This is a genomic window from Hymenobacter radiodurans (assembly GCF_004355185.1).
Classification (GTDB): domain Bacteria; phylum Bacteroidota; class Bacteroidia; order Cytophagales; family Hymenobacteraceae; genus Hymenobacter; species Hymenobacter radiodurans.
The window spans coordinates 2345385-2367315 of sequence record NZ_CP037922.1 but is presented as its reverse complement, the minus strand read 5'-3'; the positions used below and the strand labels follow the sequence as shown (position 1 = coordinate 2367315).

Sequence of the window (21931 nt, the reverse complement as noted above, 5' to 3'; positions counted from 1 at the left end):
ATGCAGTCTAACTCCATAAAATAGAGCGAGATACGAAAACACGGTCAGATATAGTGGCTCTACGTCAGCTCAACCGTAGTACCACAATTTTTTATTTCAACGACAATTAGGGCGCTGCTGCCTTATAGGCGCTTATTGCATTCCTTTTGCTTTGCAACCAAAGTAGAATTGATACGCCTTTGTCTTGTAATACCGAATCATTACATATTTTAGAAGGAAAGTACCCACTAGTACTAGCTTAACTAGTTTGCATTGGATTATGGATGCATGCATACGGAACAACGTCAAGGTTACTGGGAAGGGTAAGCAGACAATGGTGTTGGTCCACGGCTTTGGCTGCGATCAAAACGTGTGGCGCTACATTACGGCCGGCTTATTAGCCAACTATCGGCTGGTGCTGATAGACCAGGTGGGCGTTGGAAATTCCGCGTTGGCCGCCTACGACTCAGATAAATACGCTACCCTGCACGGCTATGCGGCCGATATCGTGGAGGTGTGCCACTCACTTGCGTTGCAGGATGTCATTCTGGTGGGTCACTCCGTGGGAGCCATGATTAGCTTATTGAGCACGATTCAGGAGCCGGAGCTATTTTCCAAGCTGATTCTCATTGGCCCCTCTCCGTGCTACATCAACGACCACGACTACATCGGAGGGTTCGAGCAGGCTGATATTAAGGCTATATTAGCCATGATGAACAAGGATTTTCGGAGTTGGGCTAACGCCTTTGCGCCGCTAATTATGGGAAATCCCGAATGTCCTTCACTAGCGCAGGAATTAATAGATAGCTTTTGCCACGCCGATAGCGCTATTGCCAAGGAGTTTGCTCGGGTTATGTTTCTCTCCGACAACCGCCAGGATCTACCCAAAGTCATTACCAAGACGTTGATTCTGCAATGCTCTGAGGATATAATTGCGCCCGCCGAAGTAGGCGCCTTCATGCACCAGGCTATCCCCGATTCCACTTTAATTACGTTGCGCGCTACCGGACACTGTCCGCACTTAAGCGCGCCCATCGAAACCCTGGCGGCCATCGCAACCTTCCTGCATCAGGCCGGGCCAGTGGAGAACCACGCCAGCGCCGTAGCGGGTATCGCATAGCCGGATTGCAACCTTGCGGGTATGGACACAGTAAAGCATAGCAGTTAATGTTTTACCTACCCAACCCTACTCCTCATGGATTCCAAAGCAACCCAAGCCCTACTCAACGAACTCGTTCAAACCCTCAAAGACGGTGAAGTAGGCTACGCCACCGCCCTCACCGACGTGGAAGATCAGGACCTGAAAGAGGTCTTCAAGAAATACGCCGCTCAGCGCGATGGCTATCTCACGGAGATCGAAGACCAGATGCACCAGCTTAACCTGAAGGCGGAGGAAGACACTTCTATCACTGGCACGGTGCACCGCGCGTTCATCAACATCAAAGCGGCCATCACCAGCAAGGACCGCGAAAGCATCCTCAACGAGTGCGAACGTGGCGAAGATTACGCCGTAAAAGCCTATCAAACAGCTTTGAAGGCAGAAAACCTTCCCGGCCAGTTGAAGTCTATCATTGAAAAACAATACCAAGGCGTACGCGAAGCCCACGACACTATCAAGTCACTGCGCGACGCGAGCAAGAAGTAATACTGGTTGCACAACTACAAAAAAGCCCCCAGACGTTGGTCTGGGGGGCTTTTTTAGTACTACTCACTGCTAAAAGCTGCGAGTAGTACTCAGTCTTAACGATCTATTCGTCGAAGTCGTTGGTGCTGCGGGGCTTGTAGCCACCGCCCGTGCTGCCAGCGTTGCCGGCACCGCTGTCGCCATCGCGCTTGCCTTTGTAACCGCCGCCGTAGCTGCTGCCACCGCCGTCGCGGTTGCCCTTGTAGCCACCTCCGTAGCTAGAGCCACCGCGGTTGCCACCAAAGCTGCTGCCACCACGGGCACCGCCGCCATAGCTAGAACCACCCTCGCGACGGTCGCCGTAGCTGCTGCCCCCACGATTTCCACCGTAGCTCGAGCCGCCTTCGCGACGCTCACCGCCACCGTAGCCACCTGGGCCACGACGAGCAGGACGATTCTCATTGGCACCGCCGAAGCCGCCTGGACGGCCACCTTCCTGCTTGGCATCACCTTCCTGCACGGGCGTAGCCACGTTGAAAGCAACCGGACGGCCATTGATGCTGGCGCGACCGAGGTTGGTTACGATTTCTTCGGCAAACTCCGAAGGCACTTCCACGAAGCTAAACTTGTCGTAAAGGGCGATGTCGCCTACTTTACCGGCAGTCAGGCCTGTGCTCTCAGCAATCAGGTCAACGATATCACGTGGGTGAATCCGATCCTTCTTGCCCATGGTCACGAACATGCGGGTGTAACCAGCACGCGGCGCGCCTTGAGTACGACCAGCGTCGAGGCTTTGCTCAACGCGCTTGTCTTCCTTCATGCTCATCTTGAGCAAGGCAGCGGCGATGTCAAGCGAAGTAATTTCTTCGCTCTGATCCAGCAGGCGCTGCACGCGGCCTACGTACTTCTCCAGATTGCCTTTTTCGATAACATCCTTGATCTGGGTCAGGAATAGCGTGGTTTTCACCTCGGTCACATCCTCAAACGACGGAACGCGTTCCTGCTTGATGGTGGCCTTGGTGAAGCGCATAATGTCGCGCAGCTTATAAATGTCGCGGCCACTCACGAAGGTGAATGCACGACCCGACTTACCGGCGCGGCCCGTACGACCGATGCGGTGCACGTAGTATTCCTCGTCGGCGGGCAGGTCGTAGTTGATTACGGCTTCCACGTTCTCCACGTCGATGCCGCGGGCGGCTACGTCGGTGGCAACCAGGATTTCCAGGGTACCTTTACGGAACTTGTCAAGCGTATTCTGACGCTGCTGCTGGCCCATGTCGCCGTGCAGACCCTCGGCAAAATAGCCTTTGGCTTGCAGGTCGCCCACGATTTCGTCTACCATGCGCTTGGTGTTAGCAAATACGATGGCCGACTTCAGATTGAACATGTCAATCAGGCGGGTAAGCACGTCTTTTTTCTGGGGACCACGCACCTCGTAGTACGACTGCTCGATGTTCGAAACAGTCATCTCCTGGTGGTTTACCTTCACGATCTGCGGATCTTTCTGATACCGCTTCGTCATTTCCATGATCGGGCGGCTCATCGTAGCCGAGAAGAATACCGTCTGGCGCTCCTCAGGCATGCGCTTGAGCACCGTTTCGATGTCCTCGCGGAAACCCATGTCCAGCATTTCGTCGGCTTCGTCGAGGATGATCATTTTGCAATGATCCAGCTTCAACGTGCCGCGCTCCAAGTGGTCCATAACGCGACCAGGCGTACCAATTACGATCTGCACACCACGCTCCAAAGCGCGGAACTGACGGTCGTAAGACGAGCCACCATAGATCGGCACCACGGCCAAACCTGACTTGTACTTACCTAGCTTCTGAATTTCGCCCGATACTTGCACGGCCAGCTCACGCGTGGGGCAGAGTACGAGTACTTGCGTGTTGCGGGAATTGGTATCAACGCCTTCGATGGCGGGAATACTGAAGGCCGCCGTTTTGCCGGTACCCGTTTGGGCCTGGCCAATCACGTCGCGACCTGCGAGCAGCGCGGGAATTGCCTCTGACTGAATCGGTGAAGCCTCTTCGTAGCCGATTTCGGTAATCGCGCGTTGCATTTCTGTCGATAACGACAGTTCTTCAAATTTTACTTTTTCCATGTTGTCTTTAGATGGAATGAGATGAACTAGCTCTGAAAACAGCAGATTCAGCGACGTTCTTCACCCACACTCTCAACAACGACAAGCGACGGAAGCAACGGACGGAAGACGGTGACGGCCAGAAATTTATAAAAAGCAGCCGTAGCTGCGCGGAACGGGGCCATTCTCAAATGCGGGTGCAAAGATACGATTTTATTTCGTAAAAAAGCCCCCAGTGTCAAGTTTAGCTCTCGTAGCTAGCGTTGGGGGGCAAATTGAATGGTGCGCCAATGTTCTGCTGTACCTACTGTGAGGTGCTATAACACCATTTAAAGATTCGCGTTCCGCTATAGTCGAGCATATTTATATGAAGGCAGCATGGGCTAGTTAAATCACGTAGTATTAGCGATTTAGGATTAAGATTAAATTGCGTTACGCTTTTCATCTTCAACTCCGCTTAGCTTCCGGCCCAATTCTATTTGCTACCACGCCAGCTGTCAACTTCACTCTCTATGAATTTTGAAGAAACAATTGCTCAGCTTCGCGCCTTGGGCTCGGAGCAAACTCGCAAAACCTATCAGCGTCACGGCAGCGGGCCAAATGTATTTGGGGTGAGCTTCGCTAGCTATGGGACTTTGAAAAAGGAGTTTGTGGGCCGTGGCAAAGACAAAACCCACGCGCACGCCGTAGCCCGACAGCTGTGGGCCACGCAGAATATCGATGCGCAGTCGTTGGCTACCATGATTGCCGATCCGCAGCAGCTTTCCGAAGCCGAGGCCGATAGCTGGGCCCAGGATATCCATTACCATGCCCTCGCCGATTTATTCGCCGGCTTGGTTGCCCAAACGTCCTTTGCGCCAACGAAAGTAGCGCAGTGGACTACCGCGCCCGACGAAGGACATCAGCGCATCGGCTACTCCTTGCTTAGCCGCCTGGCACTAGATAACAAAGATCTGCTGAACACTTACTTCGAAGGCTATCTGCCGCAGATGGAGGCTACCATTCACCAGGCGCCTAACCGCGCCAAGGAAGCCATAAATACCGCGTTCATCAGCATCGGGAGCCGCTCGGAGGCCCTGCGGGAGCTAGCCGAGCAAGCCGCCGACCGCATTGGCGAAATAGTCATTGACCACGGCGACACCAGCTGTCAAACCTTCGATATCCGCGACTATCTGAGTCGCGTGTGGACCCGAAAGGCGAAAGTGGCGGGCCAGAAATAGCCAACCTTATAAACGCCAGAGCGTGCCAGCCGTTGTTAGCGTTAACCATCCTCTCACGCTCATGTCTGAACCTACGCCCGCCTTCCGCTTTTCCCGCTTGCTTACCGTTGTTGCATCCGATATCGATGAGCTAAACCACGTCAACAATGTGCAGTACGTGCAGTATGTGCAGGATACGGCAGCGGCACACTGGCTAACCGCCTACCCGCCCGGCGAAGGAGAACCCTATATCTGGGTGGTACTGGAACACCGCATCCGCTACCACAAGCCTGCGTTCCTGGGCGAAGAACTGCGCTGTACTACCTGGGTGGGAGAAGTGCGCGGGGCCCAGTCTCAGCGCTTCGTGCGCATCGAGCGGGCCGCTGATAACTTGCTGCTCTGCGAAGCCGAAACTCAGTGGGTGCTCCTGGACCCGAAGTCGCAGCGGCCCAAGCGCGTGGAAGAAGCCGTGAAGAAGCGGCTGTGGGAGCCGGTGGGGTGAGGAAATAAGAAAACTTGTTTTCCTGTTTATTGAGTAGCAATAATAATTGGCCCAACAGGCAGCGTTTCCTTGTTCAAATACTCATGCACTCTCGGCGTCAGTTTTGTTAACGCCATGTAAGTATTGTTAACGGCGGAAAGGACAAAAACGCTTATTATGTATTTCTTGAAATTCTGTTGATGCTGTAAATTTTTATCGAAGGTCAATAGCGCATGAAAATCGTTTTCTACCATCAATTGCATCAACTGGCCGTTCTTGATGCCATTCCAGCCCTTGTCTCTCACCGTGTAAATCTCATGCTCAGGAAAGTCCGCCTTTAGCCGTTTAGGTAGATTCTCGTCAAGCAGCAATTTCATAGAGCTTGGCGATATTTTTTGAAGTCATGAGCTTATTGGCGATTTCGAGCGTCGTAATAGCCTGCTCTTTAGTAACCGTCGGAAAGTCATCTAGAAACACTTTTAACGATACTCCAGCCTCCAAATGATCAAAAAGCGTCTCGACAGGAACCCGTGTTCCTTTGAAGACAGGCTGCCCTCCTAGGATATCGGAGTCAATGGTGATAAGATCTTTCAGTTCCATGTCTTAAAGTTACAAAATGGGATTAGGACTCAGTAGAAGGCAGTAAGTTCTTGGGCTATATACGCGGGCCCAATCCCAGCGCTTCGTGGGCATCGAGCGGGCCGCCGATAACGTGCTGCTCTGCCAGGCCGAAACTCAGTAGGTGCTTCTGGACCCGAAGTCGCAACGGCCTAAACGGGTGGAAGAGGAGGTGAAGAAGCGGTTGTGGGAGCCGGTGAGGTGATCAATATTAGCATAGAGAAAAGATGGTAGGCTAATCTTATATTATTTTCAATTAACGTTAATTATTTATCCGAATATTTCTGCTTCAAGTTTCTTATAAACATGAGTATCTTCTGTTACCAGTGGTGTTATAGTATCCCTAATGAATGCGCATTTGTTATTTCCGCCTTGATTTATATTCAATATCCTTTTAAGTTCGGTATATATTTTACCACTAGCTGACTTAATATCATCAGATGCATTACCTCTTGCAACACTTTCCTGCATTGCTTGAGCTTTAGCATTCAAGCAGTCTTGAATCAAATTCGCTTTATCCATAATATTACATAATTTTACTATAATTTTACTATAATTTCATCATCAAGAAGATAACTTTCTATATGTCTTTCTCGTGAAGTTTTTATTCCTTTATCACGTAGTTCCTGAATCTCCTGCAAACTCTTACTATCTCTGTCTATAAATTTTATGATATTCGAAGATTTAAGAATGTTTGATACGATTTTCACTGATTCGTTCTCTATATTTTCAATTTCAGAACTTGAACCAATTGATATAAATTTTGTGTCATGAAACTTTTGCTCAAAAATTTTACCATAGATCTGAGCATCAAAGTCCTTATATTTTCTACCCTGGGATGTTCCTTCACAAAAAACAATTCTCTGCGGAGCAATCAACTGTGAAAAATCGGCGAACGCTAGATCAAAGAACCTATTCCATATAGTCTTATCAATTTTAGCAGGGAAAATATTTTCTGTTAAATCAAAATCCCTATTGTCAAAGTCTAAAAAGACAACGCTGCCTGGCACATCTTTTTCAAGTTCTTCTGCTTGTTTAAGCATACCAATCGAGTGGGTAGATATCCAAAGTTGGGAACTGTTGGGTATAAGGTTATATAATTCTTTAAGAAATTTAGCTTGTAAACGAGTATGCATATGGGCCTCAGGTTCATCAATACAAAAAATTGTATCAGTGTAATAAGTGGATTTGATAATGATATCTAATAATAAATCGAAGACAGATTTTTCTCCTGCCGACAAGTTTTTATAATGAAAATCCTTTGATGCACCTTTTTCAAAGTAAAAACTTCCGTTTGACAGAGGGTCACCTATAGAGCTTAAATTCAAATCATCTAAAACGTTCCCGAGTGATTTTTTAATCTGCCCTATAAGCTCCTCTCTAAGTCCCTCTACTGTTTTCGTGTTGTTTGAATTATTAAAAACACCAGACAAAGTTTGAGATATTAATCTTTGGTAATTCTCTGATACGGTTATATCATTACCATTTAGAGTGTCAAATTTCGAACTTTTACTTGGATCTTGTTGCTTATTTAATGTTTTAATTGTAAAATCTGGTTCATTTCTGTATGCAGTTCTAAAGTAAAATTTACCTTTCAAATGATCCATTTGAAAATTTATTAGGTCATGAAATTCAATATTGACTTTATTTTGATACCAATTATCATTTGATGAAATAGTATCTTTCTTTTCATAATATGCTTGTTCACCTATAGTGCTATATCCCTTAAATTTATACCAATAATTAAATGCTTCGAATAAAGAGGTTTTTCCACTACCGTTTGGCCCAACAAGTAAAACTAGTTTAGCAGATTCGGGAATATTTGAGATCGTCAGATCCGTAAACCTCTTGAACTTCTCTAATACTATTTTCTTTACTTTCATCCTTTTATTCAATTATGATTATAAACATCTGTATTACCGATTAATACACAATGCTAACAGTGGCAATTTACCTAAATCAGCTGTATAGCCCTTAGTTTAGCTTTACTTTTACAGGACAGCCCCTGATCTTTCTCAATGCCCTCCACTTTTCGCATTTATTCTTCTTCCGCCGGTTCCGGCAAAACCTATCAGCTGACCAAGGAATACTTGAAGCTGGCGCTGGGGTCCGATGATCCGGCTTACTTCAAGAGCATTCTGGCCATTACGTTTACCAACGATGCGGCCGGGGAGATGAAGGAGCGCATTATTGGGGCACTGCGGCGGTTTGCCTACCCCACGGCGGAGAATCAGGAGGATGCGCTGCTGCGCGACATTGCGGCGGAGCTGGCTGCAGAAGGGCAGTTTTCGCGCCTCGCCGATACGCCCCTGGAGCAACAGCAGGAGCTGCGGCGGCGGGCGGCGGCCACGTTTCGACTGGTGCTGTACCACTACGCCGATTTTGCCGTCAGCACCATCGACTCCTTTGTGCAGCGCATTGTGCAGGCCTTCACGCGGGAGCTGGGCCTACCCGCCACCTTTGAGGTGGAGCTGGACGGCGACGCGGTGCTGCAAAGCGCGGTAGCCTTGCTGCTCGACAAAGTAAACCGCGACCCCAACTCGGCCCTACTCTCCCGCTCCCTAGCCGACTACGCCCTGAGCAAAGCCGAGGAAGGCCGCAGCTGGAATACCCTCCCCGACGAGCTGGTGCAGTTTGGCCGCTTCCTGCTCTCCGAGCCCGTGCACGAGGCGGTGGAGCAGCTGCAGAAGATGTCGCTCCAAGATTACCGCCGCCTCCACGAGACGCTGCGCCAGCGCCGGGAAGCCATTGAGCAGCAAGTACAAGCCGTGGCCACCCGCGCCCTAGCCACCCTCGACGCGGCCGGCGTAACCGAGGCCGACTTATACCAGGGCAAGAATGGCGTTATCGGCTACTTCACCAAATGGGACGAGCGCCTGCAGCCCGATAAGGAGGCCAACAGCTACGTGCGCGCCACCATGGAGCAGGACAAATGGTACAGCGGCAAAGTAAAAACCGCCGCTGACAAGCAGCGCGTCGACGCCGTGAAGTCCGACCTGACGGATGCCTTCGTAGAGCTGGAAACGCTGCGCGCCACCCTCCTGCCCGATTATGTGCTAGTGAGTGGCATGATGCCCTACCTGTTTCATGTGTCGCTGCTGAGCGAGCTGAGCAAGGCCGTGGATCAGCTCAGCCGCGAGCGGGGCGTGGTGCTCATTGCCGAATTCAACCGCCGCATTGCCAGCATCGTGTTGCGCGAGCCGGTGCCGTTTCTCTACGAGCGCATGGGCGAGCGGTACCTGCATTTGCTCATCGATGAGTTTCAGGATACGTCGGTGCTGCAATGGAACAACCTGCTGCCGCTGGTCGAAAACGCGGTTTCGACTGGCAACCTGAGCTTGGCCGTGGGTGACGCCAAGCAGGCCATCTACCGCTGGCGGGGCGGCGAGATGGAGCAGATTCTGCGTTTGCACAAGAACGAGACGGAGTATCTCTACGGTCGCGTGGCGGACGACGAGTTGCGCGGGCTGTTAGAGGATCGATATTTCACCTTGGATCAGGCCTTGGAGCCGCAGAATCTGAACGTAAATTATCGGTCGGCGGCGCCCATTATTGAGTTTAACAACTCGTTTTTTGAGTTTGTGAGCAAGGGCCACGAGGGATTGCCTCTGGTGGGGGGCATTTATGATGAGGAATTTTGGCAGGTGAGTCCCGAAGGGGTGCCTCACCCCCCGGCCCCCTCTCCCGCGGAGAGGGGGGAGCCCGACGACTTCAACGAATTCTCACGGTATCACTAATGCTAGTAGTTCTGAGCGGGTAGGCGGTGAGGGAGCAGTTGGAGAGTACGTGTTTACTGCTGACTCAAAGGGCTGGGAGAAGACTGCTGCTTTTGCTAAAGAGATGCGGTCCAATCCAACGCAAGCAGAAAACGTGCTCTGGCAGGCACTGCGCAATCAAAAGCTGGGGGAGAAATTTCGGCGGCAACACGTCGTCAATTCCTTCATCGTGGATTTTGTGTGTATTGCCAAAATGCTGGTGGTAGAAGTTGATGGTGATGTCCATACCGAAGCTAACCAAGCCGAATATGACACTGGTCGTACTTATGATTTAAATCAGCTAGGATATAAAGTACTTCGTTTTTCTAACTCGCAAGTTTTAAATGATTTACCTACGGTATTAACTCTTATTCAGGAAGCCCTCGCTGGACTCCCTCCCCGCGTAGTAAGCCCTACCCCTGCGAGTCAACTGCAGTCGTCAGGCTCCCCCCTCTCCGCGGGAGAGGGGGCCGGGGGGTGAGGCCTCGCTAGGCCACGTTGAGCTACTCTTCACCGAAGACGCAGCCCCCGCCCGCCGCTACTCGCCTGCTACGGGCACTTACTCCGACGAACCCCTCCCCGGCCTGCCGCCCACTCATCTGCTCGATTACGAGGAAAGCACGCTGTACCTCACCTTGCAGCTCGTAGAGCAAGCCCTGGAAGATGGGTTTCGCCTCCAGGATATTGCCGTGCTCTGCCGTCGTCGCGACAGTAGCCGGCGGGTCGCGAAGTTTCTGAAGGAGCGCGGCTACCCCATTATCTCGGCCGATTCGTTGTCGCTGGAGTTTGCGGAGGTCGTGAATCTGCTGGTGGCCGTATTTCGGGTGCTGAACCAGCCGGCCGATACGCTGGCGCGGGCGGAAGCCTTGCTGCTGGTGGATAAAGTTGTGCGGCATTTGCCCCCCACGCCAGCCCGCGCCCGCCATATTGCCGAGCTGGCCAACGACGAGAAGGCTCTCCCCTTTTTCGACGAGCTGCGCGCCCTGGGCTACGATGTGCAGGAGCGCGAAACCGGCAACCTTGGCCTGTATGAGCTGACGGAGCGCCTCATTGGCACCTTTGGGCTGCTGGGCCGTAATGCCGAAAGCGAGTACCTCTTCCGCTTCCTCGACCTAACCCTGGAATTCAGCCTGCGCTTCGGCAACAACCTCAATAATTTCCTGACTTACTGGCAGCAGAAAAAAAGCTCCCTCAGCATCAATGCTCCCGCCGGACGCGACGCCATTACTATTACCACGGTGCATAAAGCCAAGGGCTTGGCCTACGGCGTGGTCATCGTGCCCTTCGCCGACTGGAGCCTGACGCCCCACCGCAACACCTTGCTTTGGGGGCGGTTGACGGAGGAAGAAAAGCCCGTACCGGAAATGCCCCCTATCGCCGTAGTTAGCCAGACGCAAGCTTTGGTGCGCACGCCGCTGGCCCATCAGTACACCGAGGAGTTGGAAAAAACCTTTCTGGAAGGCTTAAACATGCTCTACGTGGCCTTCACCCGCCCACGCCACCGCCTGTACGCCATCAGCCGCCGTCCGAAGCCTACCAAAAGCAGTGCGTCGCGCGCCGCCGAAGCAGAAACGCCCCCCAGCGACCAAGCCAAGACCATAGCTGAGCTATTGCACCGCTACTTGCTGAGCACCGAGCAGTGGGACGATGAGCGAACCGCCTACGTACTGGCCGACGCTCAGCACCGGGTGCCGTCGCTCAAAAACGCCACTGCCACGACCAGCAATTGGCCTCTGCACAACCTGACCAGCACGCCTTGGGAGGAGCGCCTGCGCTTGCGTCGGCACGCGAATACGGTTTTTGATTTCGACGACCAGCAGATACAGCGCGAATGGAGTCGCAAGCTCCACTACGCTCTACGCCGCACGATTCTGGCGTCCGATGTAGAGCGCGTGGCTACGCACCTCGTGGCCGAAGGCTTGGTCAGCACAAAGGAGCGCCCTGCCCTGCTGACCCTTCTTAGCCGGACGGTTCAGAACCCGCAGCTTGCCCATTATTTTAGCCGCGAAGTATCGGCTGAGACGGAGCGGGAAATCCTGGTGGGCGGCGTGCCGCGGCAGGAGTATAAACCCGACCGCATCGTGTTTGAGCCCACCGTGGGGCCCGCGCCTGGCCGCGTAACCCTGCTCGATTTCCGCATTCCGCCGCCCGAGCCCCAGCACCGCCGCCTGCTGCAGCAGTACGGGGGGCTTTTTCAGCAGCTCGGCTACCAAGACATTCAGCACGTGCTCTATTACTTTGATTCGGAGGAGGTTATTGTCTTTTAAGCCCACAAGCGCTTTCCATTTAATTTAGTATCATTACTATTATATTTAGCAATTAATGGCGTTATTTGGGCGTTAGGTTTTCTTGTTGCTCACCCCTAAAAAAGCTTCCAATGGCCGAAAACCGCAAAGCCGCGCTTGGCTTCATTTTCATTACGCTGCTGCTGGACGTTATCGGGTTCGGCATCATTATTCCGGTGCTGCCCACGCTGATCCGGGAGCTGATTGGCGGTACCCTGAGTGAGGCGGCGCAGTACGGCGGCTGGATGCTATTTGCCTTTGCCGGGATGCAGTTCCTGTTTTCGCCGGTGCTCGGCAACCTTAGCGACCAGTACGGAAGGCGGCCAGTGTTGCTGTTTGCCCTGTTCGGATTTGGGCTCGATTACCTGTTTCTGGCCTTTGCGCCCACCGTGGGCTGGCTGTTCGTGGGGCGCATTATTGCGGGCATTACCGGCGCCAGCTTCACCACGGCCTCCGCCTACATCGCCGATATTAGCCCCCCAGAGAAGCGGGCGCAGAACTTCGGGATGATTGGCGCCGCCTTTGGCCTGGGCTTCATCATTGGGCCGGTGATTGGCGGCTTGCTGGGCCAATATGGCCCACGGGTGCCGTTTATTGCGGCCGCTGGCCTCACTTTGCTCAACTGGCTCTATGGCTATTTTGTCCTCCCCGAATCATTGGCCAAGGAAAACCGGCGGCCCTTTGACTGGAAGCGGGCCAATGCGGTGGGCTCTTTGAAGCAGCTGCAGCGCTACCCGGTTATTCTGGGGCTGGTGGGCTCTATGCTCCTACTTTACATCGCGGCCCACGCTACTCAAAGCACTTGGTCGTACTACACCATGTATAAGTTTGGGTGGAATGAAAAGTGGGTTGGCTACTCCCTCGGGGCCGTGGGTCTGATGACGGCGCTGGTGCAAGGCTTGCTCATTCGGGTTATCAATCCACGATTGGGAGCCAAGCGTTCGGTGCTGGTGGGCATGACGCTGTATGCCATTGGTTTTACTCTGTTTGCGTTTGCCTCGAAGGGCTGGATGATGTTCGCTTTTCTGGTGCCCTACAGCTTAGGAGGCATTGCGGTGCCGGCCTTGCAGGGCATTATGTCGGGGCAGGTGCCGGCCAATGAGCAGGGCGAATTGCAGGGCGCCCTCACCAGTTTGGTTAGCGCCACGTCCATTGTCGGCCCGCCCCTCATGACCAACCTGTTCTCCTATTTCAGCGGGCCGCAGGCGCCGGTGCACTTTCCGGGGGCCGCGTTTCTGACCGGGGCCGTGCTCACGGTGATCAGCACCATATTCGTGATGCGCTCGTTGAGAAACTACGTAGCCCCGGCCGCCCCCAAGCCGGTTGAGGCCCTGCACAGCGAAGCTACGGAAGCATAGCCTGATTCCACCGGAACGGGCGTTGGCGGTTGGGTTCTGGCCTATTAGCTATCTTGCACGCCTTTTACCGCCAGTTCAATCAGGAAACCAGTAGCACCGATGGATTTAACCGAAGCACAATTAACCGACTATCAAGTAACTGGCCGCCACCCGTGGGAGCTAGCTCGTATTGAAGTCGTTGTGCAGTTATTAAAAGAGCATATTCCGACTATTACAACCCAGAAAATAACGATTCTGGACGTCGGCTGCGGCGATACTTACCTTATTGAGCAGCTATCCAAAAAGCTTCCCCTCACCAGCTTTGTAGCCGTAGATACAGCCTTCACCGAGCAAATGCTAGAGGAATACACCGCCCGTTTTGCCAAGGCCAATACTCCCATCCGCGTGTTTCAGTCGCTCGATGACGCTGCCGCCAGTCTGCCCGTTCCGGCCGATGTAGTGTTGCTGCTCGACGTTATTGAGCACATCAGCGACGATGTTGCTTTCCTGCGCTACCTGCAGTCGAGTTCTTGCATCACCCCCAACACCCAGTTTTTCATCACTGTGCCGGCATTCCAGTCGCTGTTCTGCGCGCACGATGTATTCCTGAAACACTACCGGCGCTATACCAACGACAGTCTGCAAAAGGCCGTCACGCAGTCGAATCTACGCGTGGTGGAGAAAGGCTATTTCTTCACGTCACTGCTGCTGCCACGCTTTATTCAGGTGCTTCTGGAAAAGAAGACCAAGCCCGACTCCGCCAAAGGAATTGGCGCTTGGCAAGAAAATCCGGTGAAAGACAATCTGATTAAAGGGGTGTTATTAATGGATTTTAAAATCACGTATCTGATCAAGAAGCTCGGAATTACCATTCCTGGTCTCTCCAACTTTATCGTTTGTAAAAAAGCGGTTTAAAGCTGGCTTTCATTCTCACAAAAAAGCCCCCCAGTACTTTCTGGGGGCTTTTTTGTGGCTACAGGTGTACTTCCGATGCCTTGCGGTTTGCGTGTAACCTTTTGACATAAAGGTGTTGCAGCCCTTCGCCCACCCCGAATACTGCCAGCGCGATGCCCGCTCCCAGCAGCGTATCCAGCATGCGTCCTTCCACTGGTACTAAGGAGCTGCCTACATGCCCGGCCGTGGAGTTCATTAGGGCCAGCGGGGTAATAAAGAGCAGGGCCAGCGCATAGTTGCGGGCTACCACCACTTCCGTTGCCGCTTGTAGTAGCACGAGCAGCGCCACCAACCCCAGGCCCGAAGGCTCAGCCAAGGCCATCAACTCAAATACGCCAATGCCGATCAGCGTGCCCCCCACGCGCTGCACCGCCCGGATGGCAGTCAGCCGTCGCGTGGGGCTCGATTGTAGCACGGCCACCGCCGACAGCACCACCCAGTACGACCGGTAAGCCCCAGCGGGCGACTGACGAGGGTGGCCACTGCCACGGCCACCACTATCCGCACCGTCAGGACTACCGTATCGGCATCGAGGTGAAGGCGAGGAAACAGCGTACGCAGTCCCGTGGGCGAACCATTGCGCTGCCGCACCGAAGGCCACAGCAAAGGCAGAACCACAACCAGATACGCCAGAAAAGAGCCCACCGCGACCAATCCGATAAGCGGCAGACCGGGCAGCCCCACGCCCCCTAGCACTTTAGGCATAGCTAAGTGACTGCTTACGGCCGCTACCAACACAAACATCATGGGGCCGGGAGGGCCGAGCCGCACGCCCAGGGCCAGCGTGCACGCCACGGCACTCACGATGATCAGGCACGCGCTGGTCAGCCACACATTGCCCGAGCATGCTACCCCAAGCGCTGCCGCCAACACCAGGCCCGCCGCCACCAGCGGCAGCAGGTGCAGGCGGTCGCGGCGGCTGAGGCTGGCTCCGTAAAGGGCCGTAAAAGCTCCAAGCGCGGCCTGCAATCCCCAGCCCAGCTGGCCAATGACTGTAAACAGCCCTAGCGGTAAGCCGAGCGCCAGTCCGGCCTCTAGCCCTACCTGCCACCGCCAGGGTGCCGGGGTAAGCTGAACCACGCTACGTATAGCGCGCCGCGAGCGGACAACATTACGTCGGAGGGGTCTGCGCATCAATCAAGTATTCGGCTGGCACTAGTCGCTACTGTATTCTGGTTAAGCAGGCTGAGCCCTGCCATTGCTGCCGCCAAACGCTTTGACCGCCCTTATAACCTCCGGCACCGCCAAGGCCACCGACGCTACCGAGGCCACGGTAGCGACCTGACAGTAAAAGCACAGCGCCTTATTCTCGGCCCATTCTTCCTGCCCAAGCTTTACGGCCGTCAGCGTGTCACCCAGCGTTTTGAGGCCCATAGCAATTGGTAAAGCGGGAACCTGCGTTGCCCGATTTTTGCCCCCCGCGCCCGCCAGCCAAGCCGTGATACCGTAGCTCACGATCATCATCAGGGCATCGGGCGTGTCGAAGCGCTTGTAGGCGTAGTCGGAGGCGTCGACTTTGGGCGAGTTAAAAAGCCCCCCGGACGGCGGATCGGGCAGGGTTTTGATGATGCCGGTTTGATAAAGTCCCACAATTTGCCCAGCGGCAGCGCCCAGCATAGAGAGGCCGACAATCCAGCGGCGGCGGTTCAAGTCGGGGGTGTCGGCGTTGCGGAGCTCGTCGCTCAGTTGGGTAGGATTCATAGCGTTACGATTATGGTGAGATATGATAAGCTTTGACGTACGCGCGCCGTTGAGGGGAAGTTGGTAGCAAGATTTTGGTCAGATCCTACCCCAGCCGCCTGAGCTGATTTGCCAAAACCCTGAGCTAGGGGGCTTTTTTCGGCGAAATAAGGCTGGGACCAAGTCAAACTACTGAAGCGCCACGGCAACAGTCGAGCTTTCTGGCATATCCTTTTTCCGCTGGTCGGAGTATTTCCTGGAAACGCCTCGAGTATGGAAGCCGAATTCACTCTACACGTCAACGGCCAGGCGCGCACCGTGCGCGTCGATCCGGCCACGCCCCTGCTGTATGTCTTGCGCGACGATCTGGGCCTGAACGGGCCCAAGTTTGGCTGCGGCTTGCAGCAGTGCGGCTCCTGCATGGTCTTACTCGATACCGTTGCCTGGCCCAGCTGTCAGTTGCCGGTAGCTAACGTGCAGAACGCGGCCATTACTACTCTGGAAGGCCTTACCCGCCCCGACGGCAGCCTCCATCCCGTTCAGCAGGCCTTTGTGGATGAGCAGGCGGCCCAGTGCGGCTATTGCCTAAATGGGATGGTCATGTCGGCGGTGGCTTTGCTGACGGTGCACCCCAAGCCCGATGACCAGACGATTCGCAATGCCTTATTTCGGGTGCTGTGTCGTTGCGGCGTGCACTCGCGGGCCTTGGCCGCTATCAAAAAGGCCGCAGATTCGATGAAATCTTAGAAATACAGGCTTTATCCATTTGTATATATGACAGCGCAATACCCATCCCAACTATCTCCTTCGCGCCGCGATTTTATAAAAAGCGTCGGCTGCCTGACCATTGCCTTTGTGCTGGGCAGTGGGGCTGACGTGTTGGCGGGTGAAAGCGTAGTAGCGGACGAGTTGCCGGAAAGTCTGGCTAAAAATCCGCGTATCAATGCCTGGTTGGAAGTGCTGGCCGATGGTCGCGTGCGGGTGCTTACCGGCAAAACCGAAATTGGTCAGGGCATCCGCACAGCCGTGGCTCAAATTGCCGCCGAAGAGCTAAATATGCCCATGGAGCGTGTAGAAGTAGTGTTGGCCGAAACCGGCCGCACCCCCGACGAGCGCTATACATCGGGCAGCGCCTCCATCGAGACTAGTGGCATGAGCATTCGCTACGCCGCCGCCGCCGCCCGACAACAATTGTTTGGCTTAGCTGCCCGTCAGCTCCGAGTAAAAGCAAGCCAGCTCCGTCTTGCTGATGGTATGATTCGCACCACCGATGGAAAGCGCCAGCTCTCATTTACCCAATTGTTAAAAGAGCAACAGCTACAAGGCGAAGTAAAACTACCAGTCCAGCTTAAAGCGAAAAGTGAGTACCAGCATGTAGGCAAACCAGTACGACGCGACGAAATCGAGCGCATGGTGCGGGCCGAACCAGTATACGTGCAAGACTTGCGCTTTCCGGGCATGGTACACGCCCGCGTGCTGCGCCCAACTTCCTATGGAGGGCAATTAGCTAAGCTGGACACCGCCGAAATGCAGCGGCAGATACCAGGTTTGCTCAAAACTGTGGTTGACGGTAGTTTCGTGGGGTTTATTGCTGAAAAAGAGTACCAAGCCAAGCGGGCTCAGGACTACGGCATCCAGCACGCCCAGTGGACCAACGGCCCAGCACTTCCCACCAAACAAGCCCTTCCGGAGTTACTCACTACCCTACCGGCCATTACCAAACGCGCCGTAAACAAGGGTGACATGAGCGGCTTTGATACGACAACTGCCGGCTCTGCTCCTACCGCCGCATCACTTAGTGCGCTCTACTTTAAGCCCTACCTCATGCACGCGTCTGTGGGCCCAAGCTGCGCGGTGGCACTGTTTGATCAAGAAGACAATTTACACATTTGGACACATAGCCAAGGTGTTTATCCGCTGCGCAACACCCTGGCTGCGTTGCTAAAAATGCCCCCCGAGCGTATTCACGTGAAGGCGGTGCCGGGCTCAGGCTGCTACGGTCACAACGGCGCCGATGATGTAGCCGCCGACGCGGCGCTGCTAGCCCGTGCCTACCCCGGCCGCCACGTGCGCCTGCAATGGTCGCGGGATGATGAGCACGCCTGGGAGCCTTACGGCAGTGCCATGCTCATGCAGCTCGACGCCCGGCTTGATTCAGAAGGACGCATTACGCACTGGCAAAATAATATCTGGTCGGATACGCATAGCACGCGGCCGGGGGGCAAACCCGAGTCGCTGCTGGCCGCCCAATTGCTGGCCCAGCCGGCCTTGCCAACGCCAGCGACGGAAGTGAGCAGTGCCATTTATCGCAACGGTGAGCCGCTTTATGCCATTCCCAACCAACGCCTCGATGCGCATTACGTGCAGGGACCGCTGCGCGTGTCGGCGCTGCGGGGGCTGGGGGCTTTTGGAAATGTGTTTGCGCTGGAGTCGTTTATGGATGAATTGGCCTTGCAAGCCAGGCAGGATCCGTGGGAGTTTCGGCTGCGCCACCTCACGGATGAGCGCGCCAAAGCCGTGATTCAACGGACGCGGGAGATGATTAAAAACGAAAAGCTGGGCCCTGGTGAGGGGTTCGGCCTTGGCTTCGCCCAATACAAAAACCAGGCGGCCTACTGCGCGGTGGTGGCTAAGGTGCACGTGGCCGAAGAGATGGGCACCATCCGCGCCCTGCACCTTTGGGCCGCCATCGACGCGGGCGAAACGATCAATCCCGACGGCCTGAAAAACCAAACGGAAGGCGGCATGATACAGGCCTCCAGCTGGACGCTGAAAGAGGAAGTGCTCTTCAACGAGCAGCACGTTACAAGTCGGCAGTGGGAAACCTATCCCATCTCCCGCTTCGACGAAGTGCCCGCCGTGACGGTATCTATCATTGATCGGCCTACGGAAAAGCCCCTCGGCGCGGGTGAGGCTGCCCAAGGGCCAACGGCCGCTGCCCTGGCCAATGCTGTGTTTCAAGCCTGTGGTAAGCGTATTCGGTCGCTGCCCATTCGGCCGGAAAAGCTGGTACAGATCAAGGAATCCTAACTGCGTATGACGTCCCAACTTTTACTTACCGTAGCAGAGAGCTACCGCCTGACCGGTTTGGGCGTGCTAGCTATTGGTCAGCACCCGGCGCCCGTATTGCAGCAATTTGCCTTACACACCAAGCTCGAAGTCCACGTCCATTTTCCGGACGGCCACCATAAGATGGTCGTTGCTAGCGTGGAGGAAATGTCGCGGCCTGCTAAAACAGCTTCACCCAACGCGGAACCTGCAACACAAACGGATGCAGTGCTGCTGTTAGAGTCGGATGTAGTAACAGATTTGCCCCCCGGCACCGAAATCTGGTGGTCCGGCGAAGCAGATCTGCTTTCTTGATAGGTGAATAGATGAAACACTAGGGCGTTACTCTCCCGTTTCGCGCTTGTCAATTTGCCGGTTGATGACAAAATAGTAGACTACCAGGCTCAAGCCACCGAGCAGCACGCCCAACGGCACCCCAATGGGATAGCCAAACGGCTCACGGCCAATCCAATCACCGATCAGCGTACCTGTTACCACTGCCGTTACCACCATTCCAATTTTCAGCGTGCGGCGGCGAACATGAAAGGTATTTGGGTCGAGGCCTTTATCAATAAGCGCCAGCCGCTCGCGGGTACGGGCCGTGAAGTAGAGGTACGCAATGCCGAAGATGGTGCCGAAGAACAAGACGGCCACAATAAGCAGAGTGAAGGAGTTGAAGAGTTCCATGGCAGCTGATTGGTTAGTTGAGGGCTTCATCATCTTGGACGCCCTTGAATGCGAACTGGTTACAAGCGGCAGGGCTTGAAATATTTTACTTTCGGTAGTGTAACCGACCATGTAGAGCCGGCGTCCAATCAGGTAATGGCACCCGTAGCAGACAAAGCGCTGATTGAGCAAGTAGTAGGGGGGCAAACGGCGGCGTTTGCCGTACTCCTCAACCGGTATCAGCACATGGCGTTTCAGATTGCTTACCGCCTGCTGCGCCACCGTGAGTTGGCCGAAGAGGTCACCCAGGACGCTTTTCTGAAAGCATATCATGCGCTGCCGACTTTCAAGGGCGACGCGAAGTTTTCGACTTGGCTGTACCGTATCGTCTACACAACGGCCGTGTCGCGGGGGCGCAAAAAAGAGTTACTTACCGAAGCCCTCCCCACCGACGATGATTCGTCGCTGCCCTCCGTTGTCGATACCACCCAGGACCAGCTCCAACGGCTAGCCGAACAAGATCAAAAGGCATACCTGGAAGCCGCGCTGGCCACTCTACCTGCCGACGACCACTTACTCATGACGCTCTACTACGAGCATGAGCACTCCGTTGAGGAAATCAGCCACATCACGGGCGCATCGAAGGCCAATGTGAAAGTCCGGCTTCTGCGCACCCGTCGCAAGCTATATACTGCCCTGCATTTGCTGCTAAAGCAAGAATTACCTGAGCTGCTATGAATTCGGAAGAACTAGAAACAGACAAACTGCTGGCTTCCCTGCTGCCAAAAACATATCGGCCCGCCGCACCCGAAACGCTGTTGCCTCGCGTGATGGAAGCGGTGGCTGCTGCCCAACAGCGCCAAGCCGCTCGGCTGGAGCCCCTCATCCCGCGCCGGGTGTGGCGGGTCATTGGTGCTAGCCTGGCAGTGCTGCTCCTCGTAGATCTGGGGTTGGGGCTGCTGGCTATTGCTTCTTGGCCGGCCGTAGGCGAACTATTCGGACATCAGCTGTCGCTGCCTTCCTCCCTTCTGGCAGGAGAATGGGCAACTCCCAGTTTGCTCAAGCAACGCCTCTTGGTCGTCGCCATGATATGCAGCACCTTTTTGCTATTGGACAAATGGCACCTGCTGGGCAAGTCTCGGGCGCGTCATTCTTCCTGATAAGCGAAAAAGCCCCCCAGCCCTTGGCTAAGGTGAAGGAGGTTCTAACTCTACTTCTTTAACCAGCCATTCGCTCCCAGCCAGTTTTGCAAACTGGCGCTCCAGTCTTCCTGCGTGGTTTTGTTTTTCAGCCCAAACCCGTGGCCGCCGCGCGGGTACAAGTGCATTTCGGTGGGCACTTTATGCTTCAGCAACGCCTCATAGAATACAATGCTATTCATTACGGGCACCGTTGAGTCGTCCTGGGCGTGTACCAGAAACGTGGGGGGCGTTTGGGCCGTCACCTGCGTCTCGTTGGAATAGAGCCGGATCTGGGCGGCCGTGGGCTGCTCGCCAATGAGGTTGGTGCGCGAACCTTTATGCATTAGGCTGTCGGTGAAACTGATAACCGGATACATCAGCACCAGGAAATCGGGGCGCACGGACGTGGTTTTGTCGGTGGGCTGGCCTATGGGCTGCGCAAAGTGAGTGCCGGCCGTAGATGCCAAGTGGCCACCGGCCGAAAAGCCCATTATACCCACGCGGTTGGGGTTAATATTGAACTTGCTGGCCTGCTGACGTACCAGTCGCAAGGCCTGCTGGGCATCCAATAACGGCGCAATGGACTTGTCGGGCTGGCTTTGGTCGTTGGGCAGGCGGTATTTGAGCACAAAGGCCGCAACGCCCATCTCATTCAATCGCTTGGCCACATCGTAGCCTTCGTGGTCGATGGAAAGCCGCGTGTAGCCGCCGCCCGGGCAAATAACGACGGCCGTGCCGTTGGCTTTGTCGCTGGGGGGCAAAAATACCGTGAGCGTGGGCTGCACGACGTTGGAAATGCGCACGCCGCCATTGGGCAGCGTAGTGCTGGTTTCCTGCACGCTGCTCGGCTTGGAATTCGGGATGGTGCCCGTGTACAGCGGCAGGGTTTGTATCTGGGCAATAACGGATTGTGCAGCCAAACACAGCAAAACAACAGCAAGCAGCTTTCTCATAAGTGGCGGTTTGAATGCGTAGGCAGAGGTTGTTCCATAAATCAGCAGTAAAGTACGAGGACGACAGCACTCAGGCGGCGTTTTGTGT

At 54.5% G+C, this 21931-nt stretch carries 24 protein-coding genes; 14 read left to right on the top strand and 10 right to left on the bottom strand.

The window, feature by feature from the left end; all coding sequences use genetic code 11:
- Positions 1 to 259: 259 nt before the first annotated feature.
- Both EPD59_RS11105 and EPD59_RS11100 read left to right on the top strand, forming a co-directional pair.
- A complete protein-coding gene (locus tag EPD59_RS11105; protein ID WP_133272844.1) occupies positions 260 to 1099 on the top strand; it encodes an alpha/beta fold hydrolase in 840 nt (279 codons plus the stop codon).
- Positions 1100 to 1174: 75 nt separating this feature from the next.
- Complete coding sequence (locus tag EPD59_RS11100; protein ID WP_133272843.1) at positions 1175 to 1624, top strand: PA2169 family four-helix-bundle protein; 450 nt, start codon at positions 1175 to 1177, stop codon at positions 1622 to 1624.
- A 103-nt stretch (positions 1625 to 1727) separates the two neighbouring features.
- On the opposite strand, the gene EPD59_RS11095 is transcribed toward EPD59_RS11100, so the two are convergent.
- A complete protein-coding gene (locus EPD59_RS11095; protein ID WP_133272842.1) occupies positions 1728 to 3707 on the bottom strand; it encodes a DEAD/DEAH box helicase in 1980 nt (659 codons plus the stop codon).
- 491 nt (positions 3708 to 4198) lie between these two features.
- On the opposite strand from EPD59_RS11095, the gene EPD59_RS11090 reads away from it, so the two are divergent.
- Both EPD59_RS11090 and EPD59_RS11085 read left to right on the top strand, forming a co-directional pair.
- Positions 4199 to 4906 (top strand): DNA alkylation repair protein, encoded by a 708-nt coding sequence (locus tag EPD59_RS11090; protein WP_133272841.1) that lies wholly within the window; start codon positions 4199 to 4201, stop codon positions 4904 to 4906.
- A 61-nt stretch (positions 4907 to 4967) separates the two neighbouring features.
- Complete coding sequence (locus tag EPD59_RS11085; protein ID WP_133272840.1) at positions 4968 to 5387, top strand: acyl-CoA thioesterase; 420 nt, start codon at positions 4968 to 4970, stop codon at positions 5385 to 5387.
- A 26-nt stretch (positions 5388 to 5413) separates the two neighbouring features.
- Here the strand turns inward: EPD59_RS11085 and EPD59_RS11080 are convergent, their stop codons facing one another.
- The 4 genes from EPD59_RS11080 to EPD59_RS11070 form a co-directional block, all read right to left on the bottom strand.
- Complete coding sequence (locus EPD59_RS11080) at positions 5414 to 5743, bottom strand: DUF5615 family PIN-like protein (RefSeq protein WP_133272839.1); 330 nt, start codon at positions 5741 to 5743, stop codon at positions 5414 to 5416.
- A complete protein-coding gene (locus EPD59_RS11075) occupies positions 5727 to 5966 on the bottom strand; it encodes a DUF433 domain-containing protein (protein ID WP_133272838.1) in 240 nt (79 codons plus the stop codon). Before EPD59_RS11075 ends, EPD59_RS11080 begins: the two co-directional genes overlap by 17 nt.
- A 288-nt stretch (positions 5967 to 6254) precedes the next feature.
- Positions 6255 to 6506 (bottom strand): hypothetical protein, encoded by a 252-nt coding sequence (locus EPD59_RS21880; RefSeq protein WP_205703529.1) that lies wholly within the window; start codon positions 6504 to 6506, stop codon positions 6255 to 6257.
- A 17-nt stretch (positions 6507 to 6523) separates the two neighbouring features.
- On the bottom strand, positions 6524 to 7867 hold the full coding sequence (locus EPD59_RS11070) for an AAA family ATPase (RefSeq protein WP_205703528.1): 1344 nt from the start codon (positions 7865 to 7867) through the stop codon (positions 6524 to 6526).
- 135 nt (positions 7868 to 8002) lie between these two features.
- On the opposite strand from EPD59_RS11070, the gene EPD59_RS11065 reads away from it, so the two are divergent.
- From EPD59_RS11065 to EPD59_RS11045, 5 genes are all read left to right on the top strand, one after another.
- Positions 8003 to 9721: a UvrD-helicase domain-containing protein gene (locus EPD59_RS11065; RefSeq protein ID WP_133272837.1), complete on the top strand. Its 1719-nt coding sequence runs from the start codon at positions 8003 to 8005 to the stop codon at positions 9719 to 9721.
- A gap of 49 nt (positions 9722 to 9770) precedes the next feature.
- Complete coding sequence (locus tag EPD59_RS11060) at positions 9771 to 10220, top strand: endonuclease domain-containing protein (RefSeq protein WP_240731719.1); 450 nt, start codon at positions 9771 to 9773, stop codon at positions 10218 to 10220.
- 154 nt (positions 10221 to 10374) lie between these two features.
- Positions 10375 to 12006 carry a 3'-5' exonuclease gene (locus EPD59_RS11055; RefSeq protein WP_165963559.1) on the top strand — a complete coding sequence of 544 codons (1632 nt, stop codon included), beginning with the start codon at positions 10375 to 10377 and terminating at the stop codon, positions 12004 to 12006.
- 110 nt (positions 12007 to 12116) lie between these two features.
- On the top strand, positions 12117 to 13382 hold the full coding sequence (locus EPD59_RS11050; protein WP_133272835.1) for a TCR/Tet family MFS transporter: 1266 nt from the start codon (positions 12117 to 12119) through the stop codon (positions 13380 to 13382).
- Positions 13383 to 13481: 99 nt separating this feature from the next.
- Entirely contained in the window at positions 13482 to 14276 is a 795-nt protein-coding gene (locus EPD59_RS11045) for a class I SAM-dependent methyltransferase (protein ID WP_133272834.1), read from the top strand.
- Positions 14277 to 14334: 58 nt separating this feature from the next.
- On the opposite strand, the gene EPD59_RS21615 is transcribed toward EPD59_RS11045, so the two are convergent.
- The 3 genes from EPD59_RS21615 to EPD59_RS11035 are packed head-to-tail and all read right to left on the bottom strand — an operon-like array spanning position 14335 to position 16016.
- Entirely contained in the window at positions 14335 to 14730 is a 396-nt protein-coding gene (locus tag EPD59_RS21615; protein ID WP_165963558.1) for an FUSC family protein, read from the bottom strand.
- Positions 14700 to 15449 carry a hypothetical protein gene (locus EPD59_RS21610; RefSeq protein ID WP_165963557.1) on the bottom strand — a complete coding sequence of 250 codons (750 nt, stop codon included), beginning with the start codon at positions 15447 to 15449 and terminating at the stop codon, positions 14700 to 14702. The genes EPD59_RS21615 and EPD59_RS21610 overlap by 31 nt, the downstream gene beginning before the upstream one ends.
- Positions 15450 to 15491: 42 nt before the next feature.
- Complete coding sequence (locus EPD59_RS11035; RefSeq protein WP_133272832.1) at positions 15492 to 16016, bottom strand: vitamin K epoxide reductase family protein; 525 nt, start codon at positions 16014 to 16016, stop codon at positions 15492 to 15494.
- A gap of 252 nt (positions 16017 to 16268) precedes the next feature.
- On the opposite strand from EPD59_RS11035, the gene EPD59_RS11030 reads away from it, so the two are divergent.
- The 3 genes from EPD59_RS11030 to EPD59_RS11020 are packed head-to-tail and all read left to right on the top strand — an operon-like array spanning position 16269 to position 19358.
- The gene (locus tag EPD59_RS11030; RefSeq protein ID WP_133272831.1) at positions 16269 to 16742 is read left to right on the top strand and encodes a (2Fe-2S)-binding protein; all 474 of its coding nucleotides are present in this window, start codon (positions 16269 to 16271) and stop codon (positions 16740 to 16742) included.
- A 27-nt stretch (positions 16743 to 16769) separates the two neighbouring features.
- On the top strand, positions 16770 to 19025 hold the full coding sequence (locus tag EPD59_RS11025) for a xanthine dehydrogenase family protein molybdopterin-binding subunit (protein ID WP_133272830.1): 2256 nt from the start codon (positions 16770 to 16772) through the stop codon (positions 19023 to 19025).
- Positions 19026 to 19031: 6 nt separating this feature from the next.
- Entirely contained in the window at positions 19032 to 19358 is a 327-nt protein-coding gene (locus EPD59_RS11020; RefSeq protein WP_133272829.1) for a hypothetical protein, read from the top strand.
- Between the two features lie 27 nt (positions 19359 to 19385).
- On the opposite strand, the gene EPD59_RS11015 is transcribed toward EPD59_RS11020, so the two are convergent.
- A complete protein-coding gene (locus EPD59_RS11015; protein WP_133272828.1) occupies positions 19386 to 19730 on the bottom strand; it encodes a DUF6249 domain-containing protein in 345 nt (114 codons plus the stop codon).
- A 75-nt stretch (positions 19731 to 19805) separates the two neighbouring features.
- On the opposite strand from EPD59_RS11015, the gene EPD59_RS11010 reads away from it, so the two are divergent.
- A complete protein-coding gene (locus EPD59_RS11010; RefSeq protein WP_165963556.1) occupies positions 19806 to 20447 on the top strand; it encodes an RNA polymerase sigma factor in 642 nt (213 codons plus the stop codon).
- A complete protein-coding gene (locus EPD59_RS11005) occupies positions 20444 to 20869 on the top strand; it encodes a hypothetical protein (RefSeq protein WP_133272826.1) in 426 nt (141 codons plus the stop codon). The genes EPD59_RS11010 and EPD59_RS11005 overlap by 4 nt, the downstream gene beginning before the upstream one ends.
- Before the next feature lie 50 nt (positions 20870 to 20919).
- Here the strand turns inward: EPD59_RS11005 and EPD59_RS11000 are convergent, their stop codons facing one another.
- Positions 20920 to 21843 carry an alpha/beta hydrolase gene (locus EPD59_RS11000; protein WP_133272825.1) on the bottom strand — a complete coding sequence of 308 codons (924 nt, stop codon included), beginning with the start codon at positions 21841 to 21843 and terminating at the stop codon, positions 20920 to 20922.
- Positions 21844 to 21931 lie beyond the last annotated feature (88 nt).